Annotated in this window: 16 protein-coding genes; 8 read left to right on the top strand and 8 right to left on the bottom strand. The window is 56.4% G+C overall.

Annotation, left to right across the window (positions count from 1 at the left end):
• Window positions 1-60 precede the first annotated feature (60 nt).
• Together zwf and LOC70_RS11580 are read right to left on the bottom strand one after the other, a co-directional pair.
• A complete protein-coding gene (gene zwf / locus LOC70_RS11585) occupies window positions 61-1,515 on the bottom strand; it encodes a glucose-6-phosphate dehydrogenase (RefSeq protein WP_230253737.1) in 1,455 nt (484 codons plus the stop codon).
• A 177-nt stretch (window positions 1,516-1,692) separates the two neighbouring features.
• Entirely contained in the window at window positions 1,693-2,832 is a 1,140-nt protein-coding gene (locus LOC70_RS11580; protein ID WP_315857249.1) for a DUF4261 domain-containing protein, read from the bottom strand.
• 1,047 nt (window positions 2,833-3,879) lie between these two features.
• Between LOC70_RS11580 and LOC70_RS11575 the strand changes: the two genes are divergently transcribed.
• Window positions 3,880-4,512, top strand: a complete 633-nt coding sequence (locus LOC70_RS11575) for a response regulator (protein WP_230253735.1) — start codon at window positions 3,880-3,882, stop codon at window positions 4,510-4,512.
• 417 nt (window positions 4,513-4,929) lie between these two features.
• Window positions 4,930-5,856 carry a 4-hydroxy-tetrahydrodipicolinate synthase gene (gene dapA, locus LOC70_RS11570; RefSeq protein ID WP_230253734.1) on the top strand — a complete coding sequence of 309 codons (927 nt, stop codon included), beginning with the start codon at window positions 4,930-4,932 and terminating at the stop codon, window positions 5,854-5,856.
• Between the two features lie 332 nt (window positions 5,857-6,188).
• Here dapA and mqnE read toward each other — a convergent pair whose 3' ends face one another.
• The 4 genes from mqnE to ubiE are packed head-to-tail and all read right to left on the bottom strand — an operon-like array spanning window position 6,189 to window position 9,918.
• Window positions 6,189-7,352, bottom strand: coding sequence for an aminofutalosine synthase MqnE (gene mqnE / locus LOC70_RS11565; protein WP_230253733.1), 1,164 nt, complete (start codon window positions 7,350-7,352; stop codon window positions 6,189-6,191).
• Between the two features lie 57 nt (window positions 7,353-7,409).
• Window positions 7,410-8,363 carry a 4-hydroxybenzoate octaprenyltransferase gene (locus LOC70_RS11560; protein ID WP_230253732.1) on the bottom strand — a complete coding sequence of 318 codons (954 nt, stop codon included), beginning with the start codon at window positions 8,361-8,363 and terminating at the stop codon, window positions 7,410-7,412.
• Between the two features lie 11 nt (window positions 8,364-8,374).
• A complete protein-coding gene (locus tag LOC70_RS11555; protein ID WP_230253731.1) occupies window positions 8,375-9,043 on the bottom strand; it encodes a UbiX family flavin prenyltransferase in 669 nt (222 codons plus the stop codon).
• Window positions 9,040-9,918: a bifunctional demethylmenaquinone methyltransferase/2-methoxy-6-polyprenyl-1,4-benzoquinol methylase UbiE gene (gene ubiE, locus LOC70_RS11550; protein ID WP_230253730.1), complete on the bottom strand. Its 879-nt coding sequence runs from the start codon at window positions 9,916-9,918 to the stop codon at window positions 9,040-9,042. The genes LOC70_RS11555 and ubiE overlap by 4 nt, the downstream gene beginning before the upstream one ends.
• Window positions 9,919-9,930: 12 nt before the next feature.
• Between ubiE and LOC70_RS11545 the strand changes: the two genes are divergently transcribed.
• Complete coding sequence (locus tag LOC70_RS11545) at window positions 9,931-10,638, top strand: HAD family hydrolase (RefSeq protein WP_230253729.1); 708 nt, start codon at window positions 9,931-9,933, stop codon at window positions 10,636-10,638.
• Window positions 10,639-10,738: 100 nt separating this feature from the next.
• Window positions 10,739-11,587: an OmpA/MotB family protein gene (locus LOC70_RS11540; RefSeq protein ID WP_230253728.1), complete on the top strand. Its 849-nt coding sequence runs from the start codon at window positions 10,739-10,741 to the stop codon at window positions 11,585-11,587.
• Window positions 11,588-11,687: 100 nt separating this feature from the next.
• Here the strand turns inward: LOC70_RS11540 and LOC70_RS11535 are convergent, their stop codons facing one another.
• Window positions 11,688-12,833, bottom strand: a complete 1,146-nt coding sequence (locus LOC70_RS11535; protein ID WP_230253727.1) for a retropepsin-like aspartic protease family protein — start codon at window positions 12,831-12,833, stop codon at window positions 11,688-11,690.
• 180 nt (window positions 12,834-13,013) lie between these two features.
• Between LOC70_RS11535 and LOC70_RS11530 the strand changes: the two genes are divergently transcribed.
• The 4 genes from LOC70_RS11530 to LOC70_RS11515 all read left to right on the top strand — a co-directional run bounded on the left by LOC70_RS11530 (window position 13,014) and on the right by LOC70_RS11515 (window position 16,409).
• A complete protein-coding gene (locus LOC70_RS11530) occupies window positions 13,014-13,241 on the top strand; it encodes a DNA gyrase inhibitor YacG (RefSeq protein WP_230253726.1) in 228 nt (75 codons plus the stop codon).
• Between the two features lie 201 nt (window positions 13,242-13,442).
• Window positions 13,443-13,922, top strand: coding sequence for a transcription elongation factor GreA (gene greA, locus LOC70_RS11525; protein ID WP_230253725.1), 480 nt, complete (start codon window positions 13,443-13,445; stop codon window positions 13,920-13,922).
• Window positions 13,919-14,677: a hypothetical protein gene (locus LOC70_RS11520; RefSeq protein WP_230253724.1), complete on the top strand. Its 759-nt coding sequence runs from the start codon at window positions 13,919-13,921 to the stop codon at window positions 14,675-14,677. Before greA ends, LOC70_RS11520 begins: the two co-directional genes overlap by 4 nt.
• Window positions 14,678-15,179: 502 nt before the next feature.
• Window positions 15,180-16,409, top strand: a complete 1,230-nt coding sequence (locus LOC70_RS11515) for a DUF1559 family PulG-like putative transporter (RefSeq protein WP_390889032.1) — start codon at window positions 15,180-15,182, stop codon at window positions 16,407-16,409.
• A 108-nt stretch (window positions 16,410-16,517) separates the two neighbouring features.
• Here the strand turns inward: LOC70_RS11515 and LOC70_RS11510 are convergent, their stop codons facing one another.
• Window positions 16,518-17,897 (bottom strand): hypothetical protein, encoded by a 1,380-nt coding sequence (locus tag LOC70_RS11510; protein WP_230253722.1) that lies wholly within the window; start codon window positions 17,895-17,897, stop codon window positions 16,518-16,520.
• Window positions 17,898-18,255 lie beyond the last annotated feature (358 nt).

The raw sequence follows: 18,255 nt of genomic DNA, 5'->3' as shown, positions 1-18,255 counted from the left end.
TGGAATTAAACCGGTGCTGCCGACTCAGCGTGAATCGACGTGTCGCCGATTTTTCGACGCCTAGATCACTGGGCAAACGTCGAACCATTCGCGGTTTTGGTCGAACATCCACTGTGAACATTGCTCGGGGCCCCACAAGCCAGTCGGGTAGGAATGCAGCGGAGGTGCGGCGGGGCTACGCCAGGCTTCGATGATGGGATCGATGATGCTCCAGGCCAATTCGACTTCGTCCCCGCGAGCAAACAAGCTCGCGTCGCCCTGCACCGCATCCAGCAACAAACGCTGATAGGCGTCGGGTGTTTCCTCACCGCAGTTGTTGTCTTGGAAGTTGAAGTCCAAGTGGTTGGTGCGAGTCTTCATGCCCGCGTCGGCGACTTTGGTTTCGAAGTGCAGTTGGATGCCTTCGGCCGGTTGGACTTGGATGACCAAACGGTTGCCAAGCTTCTTCTTGGAATTGCTGCCGCCGAAGAGTTGGTGAGGCACATTCTTGAATTGAATGACAATTTGCGTGGTGCGGCAGGACATGCCTTTGCCACTGCGAAGGAAGAATGGGACTCCCTGCCAACGCCAGTTGTCACAATAAAGTTTCAACGCCGCGAATGTTTCGGTTTGGCTTCCCGGTGGCACGCCTTCTTCTTGCAAGTAGCCCGCGTATTGGCCGCGGACGGTTTGGGCGGCGAAGTCACCTCCGGTCATTCTGCGGACGCTGTGAAGGACTTTCACCTTTTCGTCACGCACGAGTGCCGCGTCGAATTTCACCGGCGGTTCCATTGCCGTGATCATCATCAATTGCAGGATATGATTCTGGAACATGTCCCGCAGGATGCCGCTGTTGTCGTAGTAGCCCGCGCGGCGGCCGATCACGACTTCTTCAGCCACGGTGATTTGAACGTGGTCGATGTAATTGCGATTCCAAAGCGGTTCAAAGATGCTGTTGGCAAACCGCAGAGCAAAGATGTTCTGCACGGTTTCTTTGCCGAGGTAGTGATCGATGCGATAGATCTGGTCTTCGCGGAAAACCTCGTGGATGGATTGGTTCAGTTTTTGAGCGGTTTTCAAATCTGTGCCGAAGGGCTTTTCGATGATCACGCGGCGTGAACCGTTGGAGTCATCGGCCAATCCCGCAGCACCCATTTGCTGGATGGCTTCTTCGTACAACTGCGGCATGGTCGACAAGTAATACACTCGTCCTGTCGTCTGACCCTCTTCGATTTCTTCGAGGAAAGTCGCCAAGGCATTGAACGAATCGGCGTCTTTGATGTCGCCGGGTTGGTAGTAGATGTTGGGAGCAAACGCGTCCCAAGATTCGGAGTCGAATGATTTGCCGACGAACTTCGATGTCGTCTCACGCAACGACTTTCGCCACTCTTCGTGCTCGTAGGGACTGCGCGACACACCGACAATGCGAGTCGACTCGGGCAAACGGCCTCGTGAGAAAAGACGATACAGAGCCGGGATCAATTTGCGGCTCGTCAAGTCGCCACTGGCACCAAAGATGACAATCGTGTGTGACATGGTCAGCTACTGCGGTTCAATAGGATTCGCGTTGAGACGAAGCGGAATGGACAAACGAGGGTGTGGGGACTCTTGCGGCAAAGATGACTGGATCAGGGGATTTGTGCCAGCCCGATGCATGTTTGCGGCGATTGGTTTTCGCAGAACGTCCATCTGATTTTCGCTGGGCCGACGGCATCAATCGTCGTCATCCTCCGGCGATTCAGTGTCGAATGGGCCGGGGTCCAAGTAGTCGGTTCCGTTGGGGTCGAAGCCCTTTGAACCAAATTCTTGTGAACCAAATTCATGGTCGTCGAGGAAGCCTTCATCCACGCTGTCGTCGAGCCCCATTTCATCGTCCAGACCCATTTCGTCGTCGATGGTTCCGGGATCCAAAAGATGCTCGGGTAAATTTTGTCCGTCTTCGGGAATCCAGCGGATCGTTGGTCGAGGCGGGTCCGACAGCGATTGATCGCATTCCATGGCCAGCCACGTTTGCCCGCCGGGGCCGTCGGCGGTATCGCCGGTGGTGACTTCTTCGTCACCCGCCAACAAATAAAGCGAAGCGTGACGAAGGAATCGTTCGACGTCTTCGGCGCTGTAATCGGACAACCGGAATACGGCTTCCATGTCCGGAAGGTCGAACTGGCCGTTGCCCACGGTGTCCATGATGGCGTATTTGTTCTCGTCCACGAAAACGCGAACGTTGGTCCACATGTCCAGGGGCGGAAGTTCTAGATTCCAGGCGTGATTCAGTCCCACCCGCAGCACGTTTTCATCGCAAAGAACTTCACCGCCGGGATTGAAATAACAAATCGCGTCGGGTGATTCGAGCAACGCGGCGACGGCCTTGGTCAAAAAGTGCAGCTCGTCGATGGCCTCGTAGTCGTCCGGAACGAGCGGCAGGTCGTCGTCGTCCTCCTCGGCGTCTTCTTCGGTTCCCAGCACGTAGCTGATCAGCAACCGAATGTGACAAGTGTGCTCGGAGGGCACATCCGGCATGTCATCCCAATGACGGGTTTGTTCGCAGGCTCGCGTCAGGCATCCAGGAAAGGCAAGCGGCCCAAACTGCCCCAGCGACCATGCAACGAATCTTTCGGGCGACTCATCCGGGTCCCCCATGTCGTCAGGCCAAGGGATGGAAGATGGCGTCACCAAGAGGTGGCCACCGACGTCCGGGCGGAAATCGTAGATCAGCGTTTCCGGGGAATCTTCGTCGTCAAGCGATTCCTGACGTCCAACCAACTGGAACTGCTTCAGGCGGGATTGGATCTCGTCCATCTCGAGCGGACGGCGCAGTAGCACGCACATGCCCTGGGTGAACAATCCTTTCGCCATCAATCCAATTCTCCGATGTCCGGTACGCTCCAAACCGGCGGAGTTTACCGACATTGCTTCGGTCTCACGACCCCCGCCCGTCGCGAAGGAATTGCGTTGGTCTGGTTGGCGGTGTTGCCGTTCAGGCTTGAGCAGGAGCGCGGCGAGGAATTGACGACAGCCTGAGTCCCACCCGGTGTTTCGCTGGCACGTTCATTTGGTGAGCTCAATCCACCCGGTGAAATGAGGCCAACCAATGAAATGAGGTGACTGAACCCACGTGACTGAAATTTTGTGACAGTGAGGTTGCCCGCCGAAAGGAATTGACTCAATGAAACCGCGGGGAGTGCTCCATGGAAAGAGAACGAATCTGATCCCGGCTGCAGACTGGCTGATCATTTGAAGGGATGTGCTGGCAGAGTGTTCGGTACGTCCGGTAGTACTGTACCTGCGTGAATGCTATCAATTCGCAACTGGAAGCGATCCGATTTCCCCCCGCAGGCGTAATTCAACCAGCGTTGTTCCGGACGGATGGCGGGGTTTGTCTCCCGTCCGTGGCGGACGTTTCAAACTGAACGCAATTGCACTTTCATTGAAGGCGGCAATTGTTTTTTAAAAATTCTGGAGACAAGTTTTAAGATTGTTAGCTATTCGATTGTGTGACATACGACGTTTAAAAACACCCTGCTAGAGAGAACAGTGTCCACGCTGATGGGGGAGAAAATTGAGCGTTTTTGATTTGAGTTGAACTGCCCCTCTCCTCAAAAGAAACGCGAAAATCCCCGTTTTGCTTGCATTTCGCAAGGTTTGGGCCGTTTGATGGCCGCCTGGTGCATGTTTGACATCGCCCTGGTGGCTGGATCGTCCCTGGCCTTAAGGTATTAATAAGCTAAGATTTGTATGCAAAGGGTCGTGCAGTGCGATGCCGTTGGATAAATGCGTCACATGTCAACTATCCGGTTCTCCGGTTTGGTTGATTGCGTTACAACCCGTTTTCACACCTTTGACTGCTAAGCAGCCCCAACTTGGCTCCCACTCAAACCTCATTCAATCAGAACGGAAAAATTGATGTCGAAACGCCTTTTGATCGTTGACGATCACGAAGTCTCCCGGTTGGGGACTTTAGCTGCCCTCGAGGGGACGGGCATCGAAGTCGTCGCGCAAGCCGACAAAGCCGCCGATGCTTTGGAAATCGTGAGCAACACGCCTTTGGATGCTGTGTTGCTGGATATCCGCATGGAAGGTGGTGATGGTCTGAACACCCTCGGCCGGATCAAGTTGGATCACCCTGATCTGCCGATCCTGTTGTTCTCGGGTTACGACAACCCCACTTACGTCGCTCGCGCTGTGGCGCTGGGTGCGTGTGGCTACATCCTGAAAACGGCTCCTGTCGAGCGTTTGATCGAAGCCTTGAACTTGGCATTCGACGGCCAGCAATCTTGGACTCGCGAAGAACTGCGTCGAGTGACTGGTGCCTTGGCGACGCCTCGTATGAACCAAGACATTGACGTGCCGCTGACGCAACGCGAAAGCGAAGTGCTTCGTCAAATGGCCCTCGGTTTGACCAACAAAGAAATCGCGAAGATGCTCGGCATCAGCTACGAAACCGTCAAAGAGCACGTGCAGCACATTCTGCGTAAGCTCGGCGTTTCGGACCGGACTCAGGCTGCTGTTTGGGCCGTTCGCAAGAACTTGGTTTGAGCCGAGACTCGTTGATTCAGGTTCGAGTGGAGTCCTCGAGCCTCACGGGGAATTGAGTCGGATGGGCTCGGGCGATGAATGGCCCGGCCAGTGATGTTTTGGACGCGGTGTGGAATTGGCGATCGATTCGCGAATTCCACACCGCGTCTTTTTTTTTATGCGCGTTCGTTCCACGCGAACTTTGGGGCGTGCATTTTCGTCCTGTCGTGACACACGCGAGAGTTGTTCGCTGGACGCTATCCGTTGGTTGCTGTTCGGTGGACATTGTTTACAGGGCCCTGTTTGCAGGTCTGCGGATGTGAGCTTCAGTTCGTGTGAACGGGAAGCATTTTGGCCCGTGAAATGTTTCGAGAAATCGTTAAACTGTTCGCTCGTGAAGATGACTCTGTTTTTTGACTTTTGTTCCGGACGTGCTTGATGTCTCTCAGAAAAGGCAGCGATTTCGCTGGTTTGTCCACCGCCATTGTGACCCCCTTTCGCGATGGACAAGTCGACGAGAAACGTTTGGCCGAACAGATCGATTTTCAAATCGATGCCGGCGTGACCTGCATTGTTCCTTGCGGAACCACCGGCGAATCACCCACGTTGACTCACGACGAACACGAACGAGTGATCTCGTTCACCATCCAGCACGTCGCGGGACGTGTGAAGGTGATGGCTGGGACCGGCAGCAATAGCACTGCCGAAGCCCTGCGTTTGACCCGTCGTGCTGCCGATGAAGGTGCCGACGCCACGTTGCAAGTCGCTCCTTACTACAACAAGCCGACTCAAGAGGGCATGTATCAACACTTCCGCGCGGTCGCGGAAGCCGTGGACATCCCTGTTTGTGTCTACAACATTCCCGGGCGATCGGCGAAGAACATCGAAGTCGAAACGATCGTGCGTTTGGCGGAACTGCCGGGCATCACGATGGTGAAGGAAGCCACTGGATCGTTGGATCAATGCTCCGCGATCTTGGGAGCCACCGACTTGACGGTTTTGTCCGGCGATGACTCGCTGACTTTGCCGATGATGAGCGTCGGTGCCGAAGGTGTGATTTCCGTGGCCGCCAACTTGGTGCCATCCGCGATGTTGGAAATGGTGCAAACGGCGGCGGGTGGTGATTACACCAAAGCCGCAACGTTGCACCATCGTCTGTACTCGTTGTGCAGCAAAATGTTGGGATTGGCGACCAACCCGATTCCCGTGAAAGCCGCGATGCAAATGGTCGGTCGCGACACCGGCGAAATGCGATTGCCAATGGTGCCGTTGAACGACTCCGAGAAAGCGATCTTGCAAGAGACGTTGATGAAGTTCGGTTTGGAATCCGCTATCAGCGGCCAACTTCAGGCTTCTGGGGCTTAGGGCCCAGGTGGTTTTGGGAGCGTCGGGCGGAACCGTTGACGTTTCTGGACCAATAGTTGAGGGCTGGTCTTGGATGCCGGACGCTGGACCACGGAGTGATCCGCGACATTCGCAAGGTTCTTTTCCTGGCGTAGGGCGGACCGCAGCGCAGCGGAGTTCCGGCTGGCAGTCTCTCTATCGGCCGCTCCAACATTCGCTTCGAGATTGTTTAAGGAGCGACCCGCACACATGGAACAGTTGGGGACAACTGTTCTGCTGTGGGGTCGCGCTCCGTAGGTTGGCCACTCTTGGCCGACGCATTGCATCGTGATCGACTAGGCGTTGGCCAGTGACTACGCGCTGGCCAGTTCCGTTTTGGCGTCGACGCTTTCGCCGGAATGCCAATTCCTGAAATCGTTTTCGTCGCGAATCACTCGGTTGTAAGTCGTGTCGCGTTCGATGGGTTCTCTGCCGGCTTCGCGAATCAGATCCTGGATCTGCTCGACCGACATGAACTCGGGCGTTTGAGCGCCCGCATCGTGGTAGATCAATTCGTGTCGAACCGTGCCATCAATGTCATTGGCTCCGTAGGCCAACGCCGTTTGAGCCGTCTCGATACCCAGCATGATCCAGTAGGCCTTGATGTGCTGGATGTTGTCCAGCATCAATCGACTGACCGCCATCGTACGGAGGTCCATCAAGCCCGACGGCTTCTTCAAGTCGGATAACTTCGTGTTGTCCGGGTGAAACGCGAGCGGAATGAAGACTTGGAAGCCATTCGTTTTGTCTTGAAGTTCACGCAGACGCATCAGGTGATCGATGCGGTGGTAAGCCTTCTCAACGTGGCCGTAGAGCATCGTGCAGTTGGTCTTCAAACCGATTTGGTGGGCCGTCCGATGGATCTCCAGCCATGCCGGCGTGTTGGCTTTGTGCTCACAAAGTTGGTCGCGAACTTCGGGGTGAAAGATCTCGGCTCCGCCTCCGGGCATGCTGCCGAGTCCTGCGGAACGCATGTCGTCCAACACCCACTCAAACGATTTTTTGGTTTGGAAACGGAACCAATCGATCTCAACCGCGGTCCACGCTTTCAGGTGAATCTTCGGGTAGTTCTCTTTTAGCAACGAGATGATATCGCGGTACCACTCGTATTTTCGTTGGTGGTGCAAACCGCCGACGATGTGCATTTCCGTGCAGCCGTTGGCGGTGGCTTCGGCGCCGCGGTGCAGGATCTGTTCGTCGGTCATCGCGTAGCCATTTTCGTCTCGCAAATCCTTTCGGAAAGCGCAGAAACGACATCGATAGACGCACACATTGGTCGGATTCAGGTGCGTGTTGATGTTGTAGTAGCCGACGTTTCCGTTTTTGCGTTCGCGAACGAAGTTGGCCAGTTCGCCAATTTGTTGGATCGAGACTTCCGGTTCGTAGAGAAACAGGCCGTCTTCCATCGAGAGTCGCACCTCGGATTCGACCTTATCTCGAATTTCGCGAAAACGTGCGTCTCGTTCGTTGGCTTGCATGGTGTTGATTCGAAGGGGGAAACGAGAAATAGCGGGAGCTGCCTGACTTTCAAACCGTCAAACGAAGCAGTCGATCACGCCCGCCGTCATCAGAATCACGCTGACGATCGCATTGGTATGAAAAAACGCCAGATTGACGCGAGACAAATCGTTGGGCGAGACCAGGCGATGCTGATAAACGACCAACGCGGCGGTCAATCCGACACCCACCGCGAAAAGGGCTCCGAGACCTGACGATCCGCCAGTCCACGCCAGGACAACCAAGGCCATGATCATCGCAACATGGGCCAGCGCTGCAACCCGCAGGGCACCGGAAATCCCTTGCTTTGACGGGACGCTGTGCAGTCCTTCCGCCTCGTCGAATTTCGCGTCTTGGCAGGCGTAGATGATGTCGAATCCGGCGACCCACAAAGCGACCGCCACGGCGAGCCATGCGGGAACCCAGAAATCGCCAATGTTCTGCAGCACGACTTCGCCGCGAATGGCCGCCCACACGCACAACGGCGAAAGGCTAAGCGCGACGCCGAGCCAGAGGTGGGCTGATTGCGTGAACCGTTTCGCCAGCGAATAACCGCACAGAAACAGCAGGACAGGAACTGACGCGAAAAGTGGCAATCGGTTTGGCAAGAAGAGCAACGTCGCGGCGACGAACCCAACTCCGCAGGCGATGGTGAACACGAGAACCTTGGGCGCGGACAGCACGCCGGCGGGAATGTGTCGATTGGCGGTGCGAGGGTTGGCGGCATCGATTCGCCGATCGACCCAACGATTGAATGCCATCGCGGCGCTTCGAGCGAGGACCATGCACAACAGAATTCCGGCGATGTCCTGCAAGCGGACTTGCGGGTAGATCGCCGCCGCGGTCGCTTCGCCATCCACCGCGGGTGACGATTGAATGGCTGTGGGAAGTGGCGTCGTCCAGGCTAGGAACGCCGCCAGGATCGCAAAGGGCAATGCGAAAATGGTGTGCGAAAATCGGATCAGGCCGAGCCAGTCGTTGAGTCTTGCCATGATGCGTCTGGTCACCCGTCCTTCCATCGTTGGATCAACCCGTTGTCCAATCCGATTTGATCCAAGATCCGAGCCACAACGAAGTCGACCAGGTCCTCGATTCGTTGCACGTCGTGGTACCAACCCGGCATGGCGGGCAGCATCACCGCGCCGGCGGTCGCCAGTCGATGCATGTTCTCGATCTGCAGCACGCTCATCGGTGTTTCGCGAGGTACCAGAACGAGTTTGCGTTGTTCTTTCAAGTGAACCTCGGCGGCGCGTTGAACCAGGTTCGAAGCGGCGGAGCGAGCGATGCCCGACAGCGTGCTGCCGCTGCACGGACAAACCACCATCGCATCGGTCAAGAACGAACCGCTGGCGATTGGCGTCATGAAGTCATCGTGTTGGTGATACCGCAATCGGTCGTCGCCTCCATCGGGGCAAGGCGACATCTCCGGTGCCGGAACCTGCGACCATTCGGCCACGCAGTTCAGCAAAGCGTTCAAGTCGGGAGTCCGCAGGTTGAGTTGCAGTCCCATTTCTTGATGCAGCACCGCAGCACCACTTTGGCTGATCGTCAGATGCACTTCGACGTTGGGATCCAACCGCATGACTTGCAGCAACCGGACCGCGATCGGTGCCCCGCTGGCTCCGGTGATCGCCAGGACCACGCGTCGGCGACGTTCGGAACCCGAGTTCATGCGGTCACCAACGCTTCTTGTTCACTCGACGCCGAGGATGGTTGAGCCGACGACTTTTCGCCTGGTTTTTCGCCCAGGTAAATCGTTGCCACGCCCAGGGTCAGCGGTCGGAAGGTCACGTTTTCGAGTCCCACACCTCGCATGCGTTCGGCCAAGGCCTCGCCACAGGGAAATTGGCCGACGGATTCAGGAAGGTATTCGTAAGCCGATTTGTCGTTGCGAGCCATCCACTGGCCGATGCGTGGCAAAACATGGCGGAAGTAAAAGTTGTATGCCTGTTTCAGTACCGGCAACGTCGGTTGCGAGAATTCGAGCACCATGACTTGGCCGCCGGGTTGGCAGACTCGCGTCATTTCCGACAGCCCCTGGTCTGTGTCCGCGATGTTTCGCAAACCAAATGCGACCGTGACGCACTGGAACGAATCGTTGTCGAATGGCAACGCCATCGAGTCCGCTTCCAGAAACGGAATCGTGTGGCGACCGGACCCGCCCGAGGCATCACGCGTGCGTTTGTCTTCTTTGCCGCGAGCAATCTCCAACATCGCGTGACAAAAATCGCTGCCGATGACTTGGATGTCTGGGCCAGCCGCGTCCGCGATCGCGATGGCCAAATCGCCGGTGCCGCAGCAAAGATCCAAGATCGGAGCATCGCCATCCATGTTCAGGGTTTGAACCGCTTTGCGTCGCCACCATTTGTCGACGTTCAGCGAAAGCAGATGGTTCATCGCGTCGTAACGAGGCGCGATTTGTCGAAACATTTCACGCACGCGGTCGCCGCTTTTGTCCACGCCGGTGCCACTGGATTTTGCCGCCGGCGAATTGGATTCGGCCGACGCATTGGACTGGCAGGAAGGATCAGCGTTTGGGACACTCATGCGACAACTTGAATGGACAACGAGACGGAAGAGGCGAGTGGTTTCGTGCGAGTGTTGCTATTTGACATCGACGGGACGCTTTTGACGACCGCCGGTGGCGGGAATCGAGCATTGAAGCAGGCGATTGCGGAGGAATTTTCCGTTGCCGATCCCGACACCGACATTTCATTTTCTGGTCGTACGGACCGGAGTCTGATGGTGGAATTGTTGCAGCGAAACAAGGTGTCGCCTTCCGAAGCCAATTGCGGGCGTTTGCGGCGTCGCTATGGCGGGCTGTTCGGGGCCGAGCTGCGTCGAACGGGTGGCACGGTGATGCCCGGAGTCGAAGTCTTGCTTCAGTCGTTGCAGGCTTTTTCAGAATTGGACGTTGCTGTCATGACCGGCAATTTCCCTGAAACGGCAACTCAGAAACTAGAGTTTTTCCGGCTTCGACAGTGGGTGCGTTGGATCGTCGGAGGAGACATGGACGTTCACCGCGACGACATGGCCCGGCGTGCCGCGACGATGGTGTCTCGGCGACATGGCAGTTTGCATCAGCAGACCATCGTGATCGGGGACACTCCCGCCGATGTGCTTTGCGGCCGAGCGATTGGTGCTCAGACGTTGGCTGTTTGCACGGGCGGGTTCACCAAGGAGCAGCTCGGGCACGCCGAACCGACGTTGATGCTGGATGATTTGTCGGAAACCGACCGAGTGATCGAGTTTCTGATGCGCGGTTGAGATCGCGGCTGCGGCTCGCTTGAGCCATTCTGCGAATTTTCTCGAAGTTTGTGAAAGTCGGTGTTGTGATCGTCTGGATCCGTTTCGTACCGTCGCGCACATGAACGCTTTCCGTCAACGCATCGAACTCGCCTTTTTCGCGGTCGCCTTCGGGTGGGCCTGCGTCGGGTTGGGGTGCTCACAAAATCCATACCTGGCTGGCGGCGGGACCACGGTTTGGCAGCCTCCGTCCAACACCGCTGCGGTCAACGGCATTCAAGCTCAGGTGGCTGAGCTGAATCGGCGTGTGCAATTGCTCGACGACAACAATCGACAGTTGACGACTCAGCTTGCACAAAGCGAACAACAGGCCCAGGTTTATCGCGACGAGTTGAATCTTGTTCGCAAACAGTTGTCCGACACGACACAGCAATACGATGCGGCGCGGATTGCCGCACAAGACGCACAGAACCAGGCAAGAAGCTTTCAGGCATCGGCTCAAATGCGAGGCGGTGCAACGATTCGCGCGAACACTAACTTGAACCAGTTGGCCGGTCGTTTGAATTTGGGCGGATTGAAAGTCGAACAAGACGGCGAGGTGCTTCGCGTTGTCTTGCCGAGTGACCAATTGTTTGCACCGGGGACGGCTCAGTTGCAACCTGCGGCGGGCAGTGTATTGGACCCAGCGGCGGCTCAATTGCGATCGGTGTTTCCGCGACAGCGAATCGGTATCGAAGGGTACACGGACAACGCTCCGATGTACGGCGGCGCGGCTGGCAGTGCTCACCAGTTGACATCGGCACAAGCCGCGGCGGTGCTGGATTGGTTGACGCGGCGAAGCGGCATGCCCGCCCAGCAACTGTTCACGGTCGCGCAAGGTTCGAACAATCCTCGCCAAGACAACACGACTCCCGCGGGGCGAGCTGCCAATCGCCGAGTCGAATTGGTGGTCTATCCGGAAACGTTTTGATCGCCGGGGCGTTGGCTCGCGTGCTCTTGCGAGGCCGTGAAGCTAGCCTGTGGCGCCAGTCGAAGACGCTGGCGACTGTCTTGTTCGCAACGTCAGCGGTTCACTGCGAGGTCTCAACTCGCAGCATTCGCAACGTCTTTTGAACCGCGTCGATCTCGAACTTGAACTCGCCCAGGTAGCTCATGCCCAGAAGAGGTTCGACTTTGGCTTCGATTGGTTCGAGGATCGCGCACTCGACATCTTTCGCTTCAAACTGCCCCACTCGGACGGATTCCAGCGTCACGCGTTGAGCCGACAGCTCGTCACCATTCGCGAGCACCAATCGCAGCCGTTTCGCATCGGCTGGGATCGAGATATCCAGCTCTCTCGCGACCGACGCTGGCAGCGTGACCAGGGTGGCTCCGCTGTCGACCATCATGCGCACCGTTTGGTTATTCACGCTGACGGTCACGTGCATCGAACCGCTCCGTTCTTTCTCCAGCGGGATCGACTCGGAGAAAACTTCTTGTTCGATCTTTGCTAGGCGGAGCTCGATAGTTTGCAAAATGTCATCGGGCGAGATTGACATCGGGACGCCGTGATTTGCGTTCATCACGCGAATCGCGATTTGGACTTTCTCGTCCTTGGTCGATAGAGCGACTTCTTCACGGAGGTTGTCCAGCGACTTGCGAAGTTGGAACACGGTTTCGGCGTACTCCGCTTCTTTTGAGTTCAGTTTGGCCTGCAGGTCCGCCGTCGTTTCTTCTGCTTGGGTTCGCTGAGAACGCAATTGTTTCATCCGCGTTCGATTCGCGTTGATCAAAGCGACGATGCGGTTGTTGGTCAGGACATCGGTGCCAGCCACGCGGGCCAGTTGCAGATTCAGTTCACCGTCTTTGGTCTCTGCCAACCGGAGTTGTTCCTCCATTTGGTCGATCTGAGACTGGGCGGTGGCGTACTCCTTTTGCTGAAGCACCAGTTCACGACGCTGCTTGCTCAAGCCTGACATTTCGCGGGCCAGTTCGGCTGCGGCATCCGCGATCAATGTTTTTCCGCTGCGTCGCAGTCCAGCTTCTTTGAGTATCGCTTCGGCCTTGGCTTCGACAGCGGGTGAGTACCGCGTTGGGGCGGGCTGGTTGCTTGATGACGCGTCTGCATCACCTTCGTCAGCTAGCAACGCGCGATTGCCAAACGCGATCGCCAGGGCGAACGAAGTCGCGAGCAAAGCACGTCGAGTGGCGAATTGGCAGGTCGTGTTTGGCATCATGCGAACTTGACGGCAAAGCGTTGGAAAGCCAGTTTGTTTGAGCGTCGAGGCGACGTCGTCTGGATTGCGATTTGATTCCGGTCAATCGATTGAGACGGGAGCATCCGTGAGTCGCCTGGGGACGATTGTAACACCCCTCTCGAGAAGAGAGGTTAAATCCGGACAGCGAGGCTTGAGAAAATGGAACCGCCAACCCAGATCACTTGTCCAACTTGCAACCGCCGTTTCCTCTCCGATGAGACGCCTGCGATGCCGTTTTGTTCCAAGCGTTGCCAGTTGATCGACTTGGGCCGGTGGATGAACGAGGAAATCGGTTTGCCTCACGAGGGCAATCCAGGCGACACGCCCGTTGAGTACGTGGATGATCCCAACGTGACTTCGCGACGGTCGGATTCGGCGGCGGATTGATTTCGTTCGTCTCGGTCGGTTTGGATTGATCCGATCGCTCCGTCCGGTGCATGCAATTGCAAATCGGTTGCAGTGTCCGCCCCTCTTGGGACTGGACTTTTGTGGCCGACTATCCGACAATTGCGGTTTGCCAACGAACCTTTCCCTCGGGGAAGGTTTCTTTTTTTATGTCTTCAGCCAACCCTAGGTAGGATCGCGAAAATGGTCGAATCGGTGCCAATGACCCGTGAGGGCTACAACAAGATCAAGGCCGAGATCAGTCGCATGGAAAACGAAGAGATGCCTGTGATTGTGCAAAAGATCGCGGAGGCACGCGAAGAAGGCGACTTGAAAGAGAACGCTGAGTATCACGCCCAGCGTGAGAACCAGGGCATGTTGATGGCCAAGATCAACGAGCTTCGCGACAAGATCGCTCGCGCGTCCATCATCGACGTGTCGTCGCTGCCAAAGGATGAAGTCGTCTTTGGTTGCACCGTCACGGTCGAAGATGTTGCTTACGGTGACGAAGAGCAGTTCACGTTGGTTGGCGCGGGTGACGAAGACTATGACGCCGGCAAGATTTTGGTGACCAGCCCCTTCGGCCAAGGCTTGATTGGCAAGAAGGTGGGTGAGGTCGCGGAAGTCGAAGTGCCCGCGGGCAAGTTGAAGTTCAAAATCTTGAAGATTGAATTCAACCTGTGAGCGCGGACTCGGATAGAGAGCAGCCGTCGCCGGCTGATGAAGCGGAGTCCGCTGCGGCTGAGGCCGGTGCCGAATCGCAAGGCGAGGCGGCCGGCGGTGACGCTGAGCACCAAGAGCCGGGCTGCATGCCAATCGTGGTTGCGTGCACGTTGCTGATGGGCATCGTTTCGTTCATCTTCTGCGGCGTGACGACTTGGGTGCTGTTTCAAAAGCGTACCGAGGTCGCGGTGCGCACGTTGGAGGGTTACGTTCCTGTCATCGAGCAAAGTTTGCTTCCGCCCGATGAGAAGAAGTCCGTCGTTGAGCAGTTGGAAGAGACCATCAAGCAGATGCGTGCCGACGACTACCCGCAGGAACTCGCGTCTGCGGTCATGCAGCGGCTCGTCCGTCTGCCAATGCCACAGTACGGCGAGTTGGATGCGATCGAGTCGTTTGCGGGCGATTCCTTCGGCGAAGATGAGCATTTAGAGGCCGAGAAGCAGTTGTCTCGATTGCGTCGAGCGATTGAGCTTGGTCAAGCCACCGTGATCGACGTGAACGATGTCTTGTTGCCTGCGACCAAGGAGGACCCGGCGCATCCGCTGGGAAGAGTGCTGAAGCAGCCGTTGTCAGCCGAGGACGTTCGGAGTGTCGTTCAACGTGCGAAGCTGATCGGTGATCGAGAAGCCTTGGCAGATCAAGTCTTTCCTCGCAAGCCTATCGACGAGATCTTGGAAAAGGAACTCGCCGCGGCTCGGGAGTCGGGCGAGTATTGATGGCGGGCAGTTTGACTCCGCTCGTTGTGCAGGCAGCTGCTGTGTGCCTTCTCAGGCAGTCGGCCTCTGCGGTTGTTGCCTCAGCGAATCGCTTGATCTGAACGCTCGAAACTGTCCACCTCGTTCGCTCGTTTGGATTTTGTGAAACCTCGCTAAATTCGCGGGGTTCCATCGGTTTGGATTGGAGGAAAGCGGGAGTTCGGCGCTCGAAACGCTCGGTGTCGTTTTGAGAACGGTTTGCATTTGCTTCGCTTCGAAATGACGGTTTTCACGCAGTCGGTTTTCGTCGAGGATGCCAATTCGGCAGGTGGGAGCGAGTTTGGAGCGGCATAGATTCGCTCACACGCACAAGACGGTGCATTAATCCCCCGCTGGGGGCCTTGAAAGGGCGCGAGAGTTGCAAATGCCGCGCAAGCTGGGAATAATGGTGTAGCAAGCGATCGAACAGACCGGCGACTGCCGGATCGCGCCGACTCTCATCTTTTCGCCCTTGGACACCGCTATGAAAACCAAATCCTCCGGTTTCACCCTCGTCGAACTGCTCGTGGTCATCACGATCATCGGCATTCTCATGGGATTGCTCATCCCGGCCGTGAACGCCGCTCGTGAAACGGCGCGACGCAACCAGTGCAGTACTCAAATCAAGAACCTTTCCCTGGCCGCGATTCAGTACGAGAACACGAAGGGCGAGTTACCAGGTTACGTTCAAAGCTACGGTCGTCACACCAGCTATAGCGATCCTTCAGACCCTGCGAACTCAGGCGCCGCGCTGGCACCTCACATGAAAATTGGTACGTGGGCAGTTGCCTTGATGCCTTGGCTTGACGCACAACCTACCTACGAGCATTGGAGCGAGGATCGGTATCCCATTCTTCACAGCAATGCATCTGGAGCCGAGCATGAAGCGACAAGCGGTGCTGCAGGCGATGGGTTTCACTCGCTCGCGGCTCCTAATCTTGCGATCATGCAGTGCCCAAGTAATCCTGTGTCGGATGGGGATTTTGCTCGCAACAGCTACATCGCTAACAACGGCTTGTGTCATTCAACTGGTCCTTCCAACTTCTTGAACGCGCCTTCGGGGAGCAACATTTTTGCCGAGTCACAGGATCGTGCCAACGGCGTATTCAATTGCAAATACAACGTGACCGGTTTGACCTCACGTGGAGCTGGCAACCATGAATTCGAAGGACCGAAGGTTCGCTTGGACGATTTCAAAGATGGTGCGGGCAACACACTCCTGTTCTCGGAAAGCGTTCAGGCATTACCGTGGAGCCGTGCCGGGTTGATCAATGCTAGCAACGTTACTTTGGCTGATCCCGCTCACACCGATGTTGTGTTCTCCGTCGAGACCGCTCGATACGTTCATGGAATGGTTTGGCATTACGCGGACCCAAAGTATTCTGAGGCTTCGCTGGCTTCGTTTTGGAATCAGAACGGGACCGGCGCGGCTGTCGTGCCGTTGGCTGTCGAAAGCTTCTACCGAATCAATGGTGGTGGAGCCACGGTGTCGGATGAGATCTTCAACCTTCAAATGAACGCAAGCAATGCGGCCGCCATCGCACGGCCATCTTCGGCGCACACCGATGGTGTGAATGCTGCCATGGCTGATGGCGGAACACGCTTCATTCCAGATAGCATTGATTATCGAGTCTATCAGGCTCTCCTGACTCCTCGCGGCAAATCCAGCAACGTGCCGTTCCCAGAGTATGTCCTGGATGCTGAAGCTTTCTAATCACTTGTTCGATTGACTTCGAAAACGAACGGCTCTACCCGCGTGGTCAGAGCCGTTTTTTTGTGTCGGCAGGGGAGGCGAAGCAGGCGGTCGGGCGTCAATCTAAGTCTACCTGAGTCGAAGGACCCGACGAATTCGGGTTGCTACTTGGGGGTCGGTTTCGACTTCGAGGCGTTCTTGGAGTCGCTTTTGCGTCGTTTTCGTTGGTGAAGAAGCGAGAATGGAAACGACGTGGAGCCGGACTTGACGGTCGGCGTCGTCCAAGGACATCGACAGCCATGGCCAAGCATTCAAGCCGCCTGATCTCCGCATGGAATCAATCAGTTCGATGCGATCTGCCGGCTTCGCGCTGGCCAGTGCGGATCCGAATTCAAGCTGGGCGTTACTGAATCCTCGTTGCGTCAACTCCACGCGGGCTTGGTTTGCGAGCATCGCATCGGGGTTGCCGAGGTGACGAATCACAGTCTCGTCATTCATTGCTCGGAATGGCGAAGGGCTCAGTTCCGCGTTGACTCGAACAACTCGATGGGGGCCAGTTTCAGCGATCTGCGGTAATCCTGGCACTCGATGGACGGAGGGCGTGCTGGGCGGGACCTGGCTGAGAGGCACCGTGACGCCTTGGGGAACCGTTTCTAATTGGTTGGCCGTTTCTAGCTGAGAGACCGGGCTCCCGTCTTCTTTGTCCGCTTCCAAACGCGTGGCCGTCTCACGAACCTGGATGGCTTCGTGTTGTTGGCGCGTTCCTGATCGCACGATTTCCACCGGACGCGATGGGGGCCAATCGGTCCACATCGACTCCGTTTGAGTGCTTTTTGACGGGGCAGCAGTTGCCGCGACTTTGGCCACCGCCGTCTTGGTGAGCGTTCGCGGTGCTGGGGCCAAATCGTTCAACAGGTCACGGGAACGTTTGGACACACTCGCGATTAGCGTCTGCGTTTCTTCGCCGAGCTCGCTCACGCCAAACGACTTCGTGTCGGCAAACTCCAACATGGATTGGCGGATCAGGGCACGGCTGCGTGCGATTTGGCGATCGGTCCATTGCTCCAGAGGCGTTGAAGCAACGTTGTCTTGCATCGCCTCCAAGAAAAACGCGTGCGATTCGGCTGAGCTAACTGGAGCGTAAGTGGTCCAGTCATTTTGCAGTTGTGTGAGCAGTCCAAACGCGACTTCTGAGACCGCGTCGTCTTCGTCGAGAAGGCATTCGGTGAGGTGGGGAATGGCTGAGCTGCCGAAGCCCGCGATCTGTAACAGGCGTTCGTTCTTTTGCGTTGTGTCGAGAGCGTCAAACCCATCGGTCAAACGCGACAACAAATACTGCTTCCCGTAAACAGTTGCTGCCATCCAGATCGCTGTGATCAACGCCGCGATCGCGAGAAATTGCAAAGCATGCAGGAACCGTTGCTTGGTTCCTGTTTTTGCAGGCAAAGCAATTGCAAACGGATTGGGCACGTCAGCGGGCGAGGACGGATTGGAAGCGAGCATCGACATGTGGGGGATTGTGCCGATCTCCGCGTCGCCGCAGCAAGATCAGTTCCTTTTGGGACTGCGCGATGCAATGACGCCGCGAAAGGGATCGGTTTGCGACTGAAAAGCAATAACCGTTAGTGGCAAAATGGACAGATTAGGAGGTTTGTTTGCTTCAAACCGAAAGATTCGGTGGATCAGTTTTTGAAGGATTTACGGTTTCCTCCTGGAATCTGGCTAAGCCTTTTCGATCGAGCGAACCGATACTACCGGCACAACCCAATGCGGTTTGCTCAAAAAGTGGGGCGGCGGCGGGACTTAACAGTGATCAGCAGTGACGTTGTTTGAGCCAAACTCAATCGAACGTGACGGCAACTCCTAG

The sequence above is a fragment of the Rhodopirellula halodulae genome, assembly GCF_020966775.1.
Taxonomy (GTDB): domain Bacteria; phylum Planctomycetota; class Planctomycetia; order Pirellulales; family Pirellulaceae; genus Rhodopirellula; species Rhodopirellula halodulae.
The sequence above is the reverse complement of the archived record's forward strand: the minus strand, read 5'-3'. Positions and strand labels throughout refer to the sequence as shown.

Bases quoted from the DNA above. Each gene is read 5' to 3' on its own strand.
- zwf (WP_230253737.1), bottom strand. From the start codon at position 1,515: ATGTCACACACGATTGTCATCTTTGGTGCCAGTGGCGACTTGACGAGC.
- LOC70_RS11580 (WP_315857249.1), bottom strand. From the start codon at position 2,832: ATGGCGAAAGGATTGTTCACCCAGGGCATGTGCGTGCTACTGCGCCGT.
- LOC70_RS11575 (WP_230253735.1), top strand. From the start codon at position 3,880: ATGTCGAAACGCCTTTTGATCGTTGACGATCACGAAGTCTCCCGGTTG.
- dapA (WP_230253734.1), top strand. From the start codon at position 4,930: ATGTCTCTCAGAAAAGGCAGCGATTTCGCTGGTTTGTCCACCGCCATT.
- mqnE (WP_230253733.1), bottom strand. From the start codon at position 7,352: ATGCAAGCCAACGAACGAGACGCACGTTTTCGCGAAATTCGAGATAAG.
- LOC70_RS11560 (WP_230253732.1), bottom strand. From the start codon at position 8,363: ATGGCAAGACTCAACGACTGGCTCGGCCTGATCCGATTTTCGCACACC.
- LOC70_RS11555 (WP_230253731.1), bottom strand. From the start codon at position 9,043: ATGAACTCGGGTTCCGAACGTCGCCGACGCGTGGTCCTGGCGATCACC.
- ubiE (WP_230253730.1), bottom strand. From the start codon at position 9,918: ATGAGTGTCCCAAACGCTGATCCTTCCTGCCAGTCCAATGCGTCGGCC.
- LOC70_RS11545 (WP_230253729.1), top strand. From the start codon at position 9,931: ATGGACAACGAGACGGAAGAGGCGAGTGGTTTCGTGCGAGTGTTGCTA.
- LOC70_RS11540 (WP_230253728.1), top strand. From the start codon at position 10,739: ATGAACGCTTTCCGTCAACGCATCGAACTCGCCTTTTTCGCGGTCGCC.
- LOC70_RS11535 (WP_230253727.1), bottom strand. From the start codon at position 12,833: ATGATGCCAAACACGACCTGCCAATTCGCCACTCGACGTGCTTTGCTC.
- LOC70_RS11530 (WP_230253726.1), top strand. From the start codon at position 13,014: ATGGAACCGCCAACCCAGATCACTTGTCCAACTTGCAACCGCCGTTTC.
- greA (WP_230253725.1), top strand. From the start codon at position 13,443: ATGGTCGAATCGGTGCCAATGACCCGTGAGGGCTACAACAAGATCAAG.
- LOC70_RS11515 (WP_390889032.1), top strand. From the start codon at position 15,180: ATGAAAACCAAATCCTCCGGTTTCACCCTCGTCGAACTGCTCGTGGTC.
- LOC70_RS11510 (WP_230253722.1), bottom strand. From the start codon at position 17,897: ATGTCGATGCTCGCTTCCAATCCGTCCTCGCCCGCTGACGTGCCCAAT.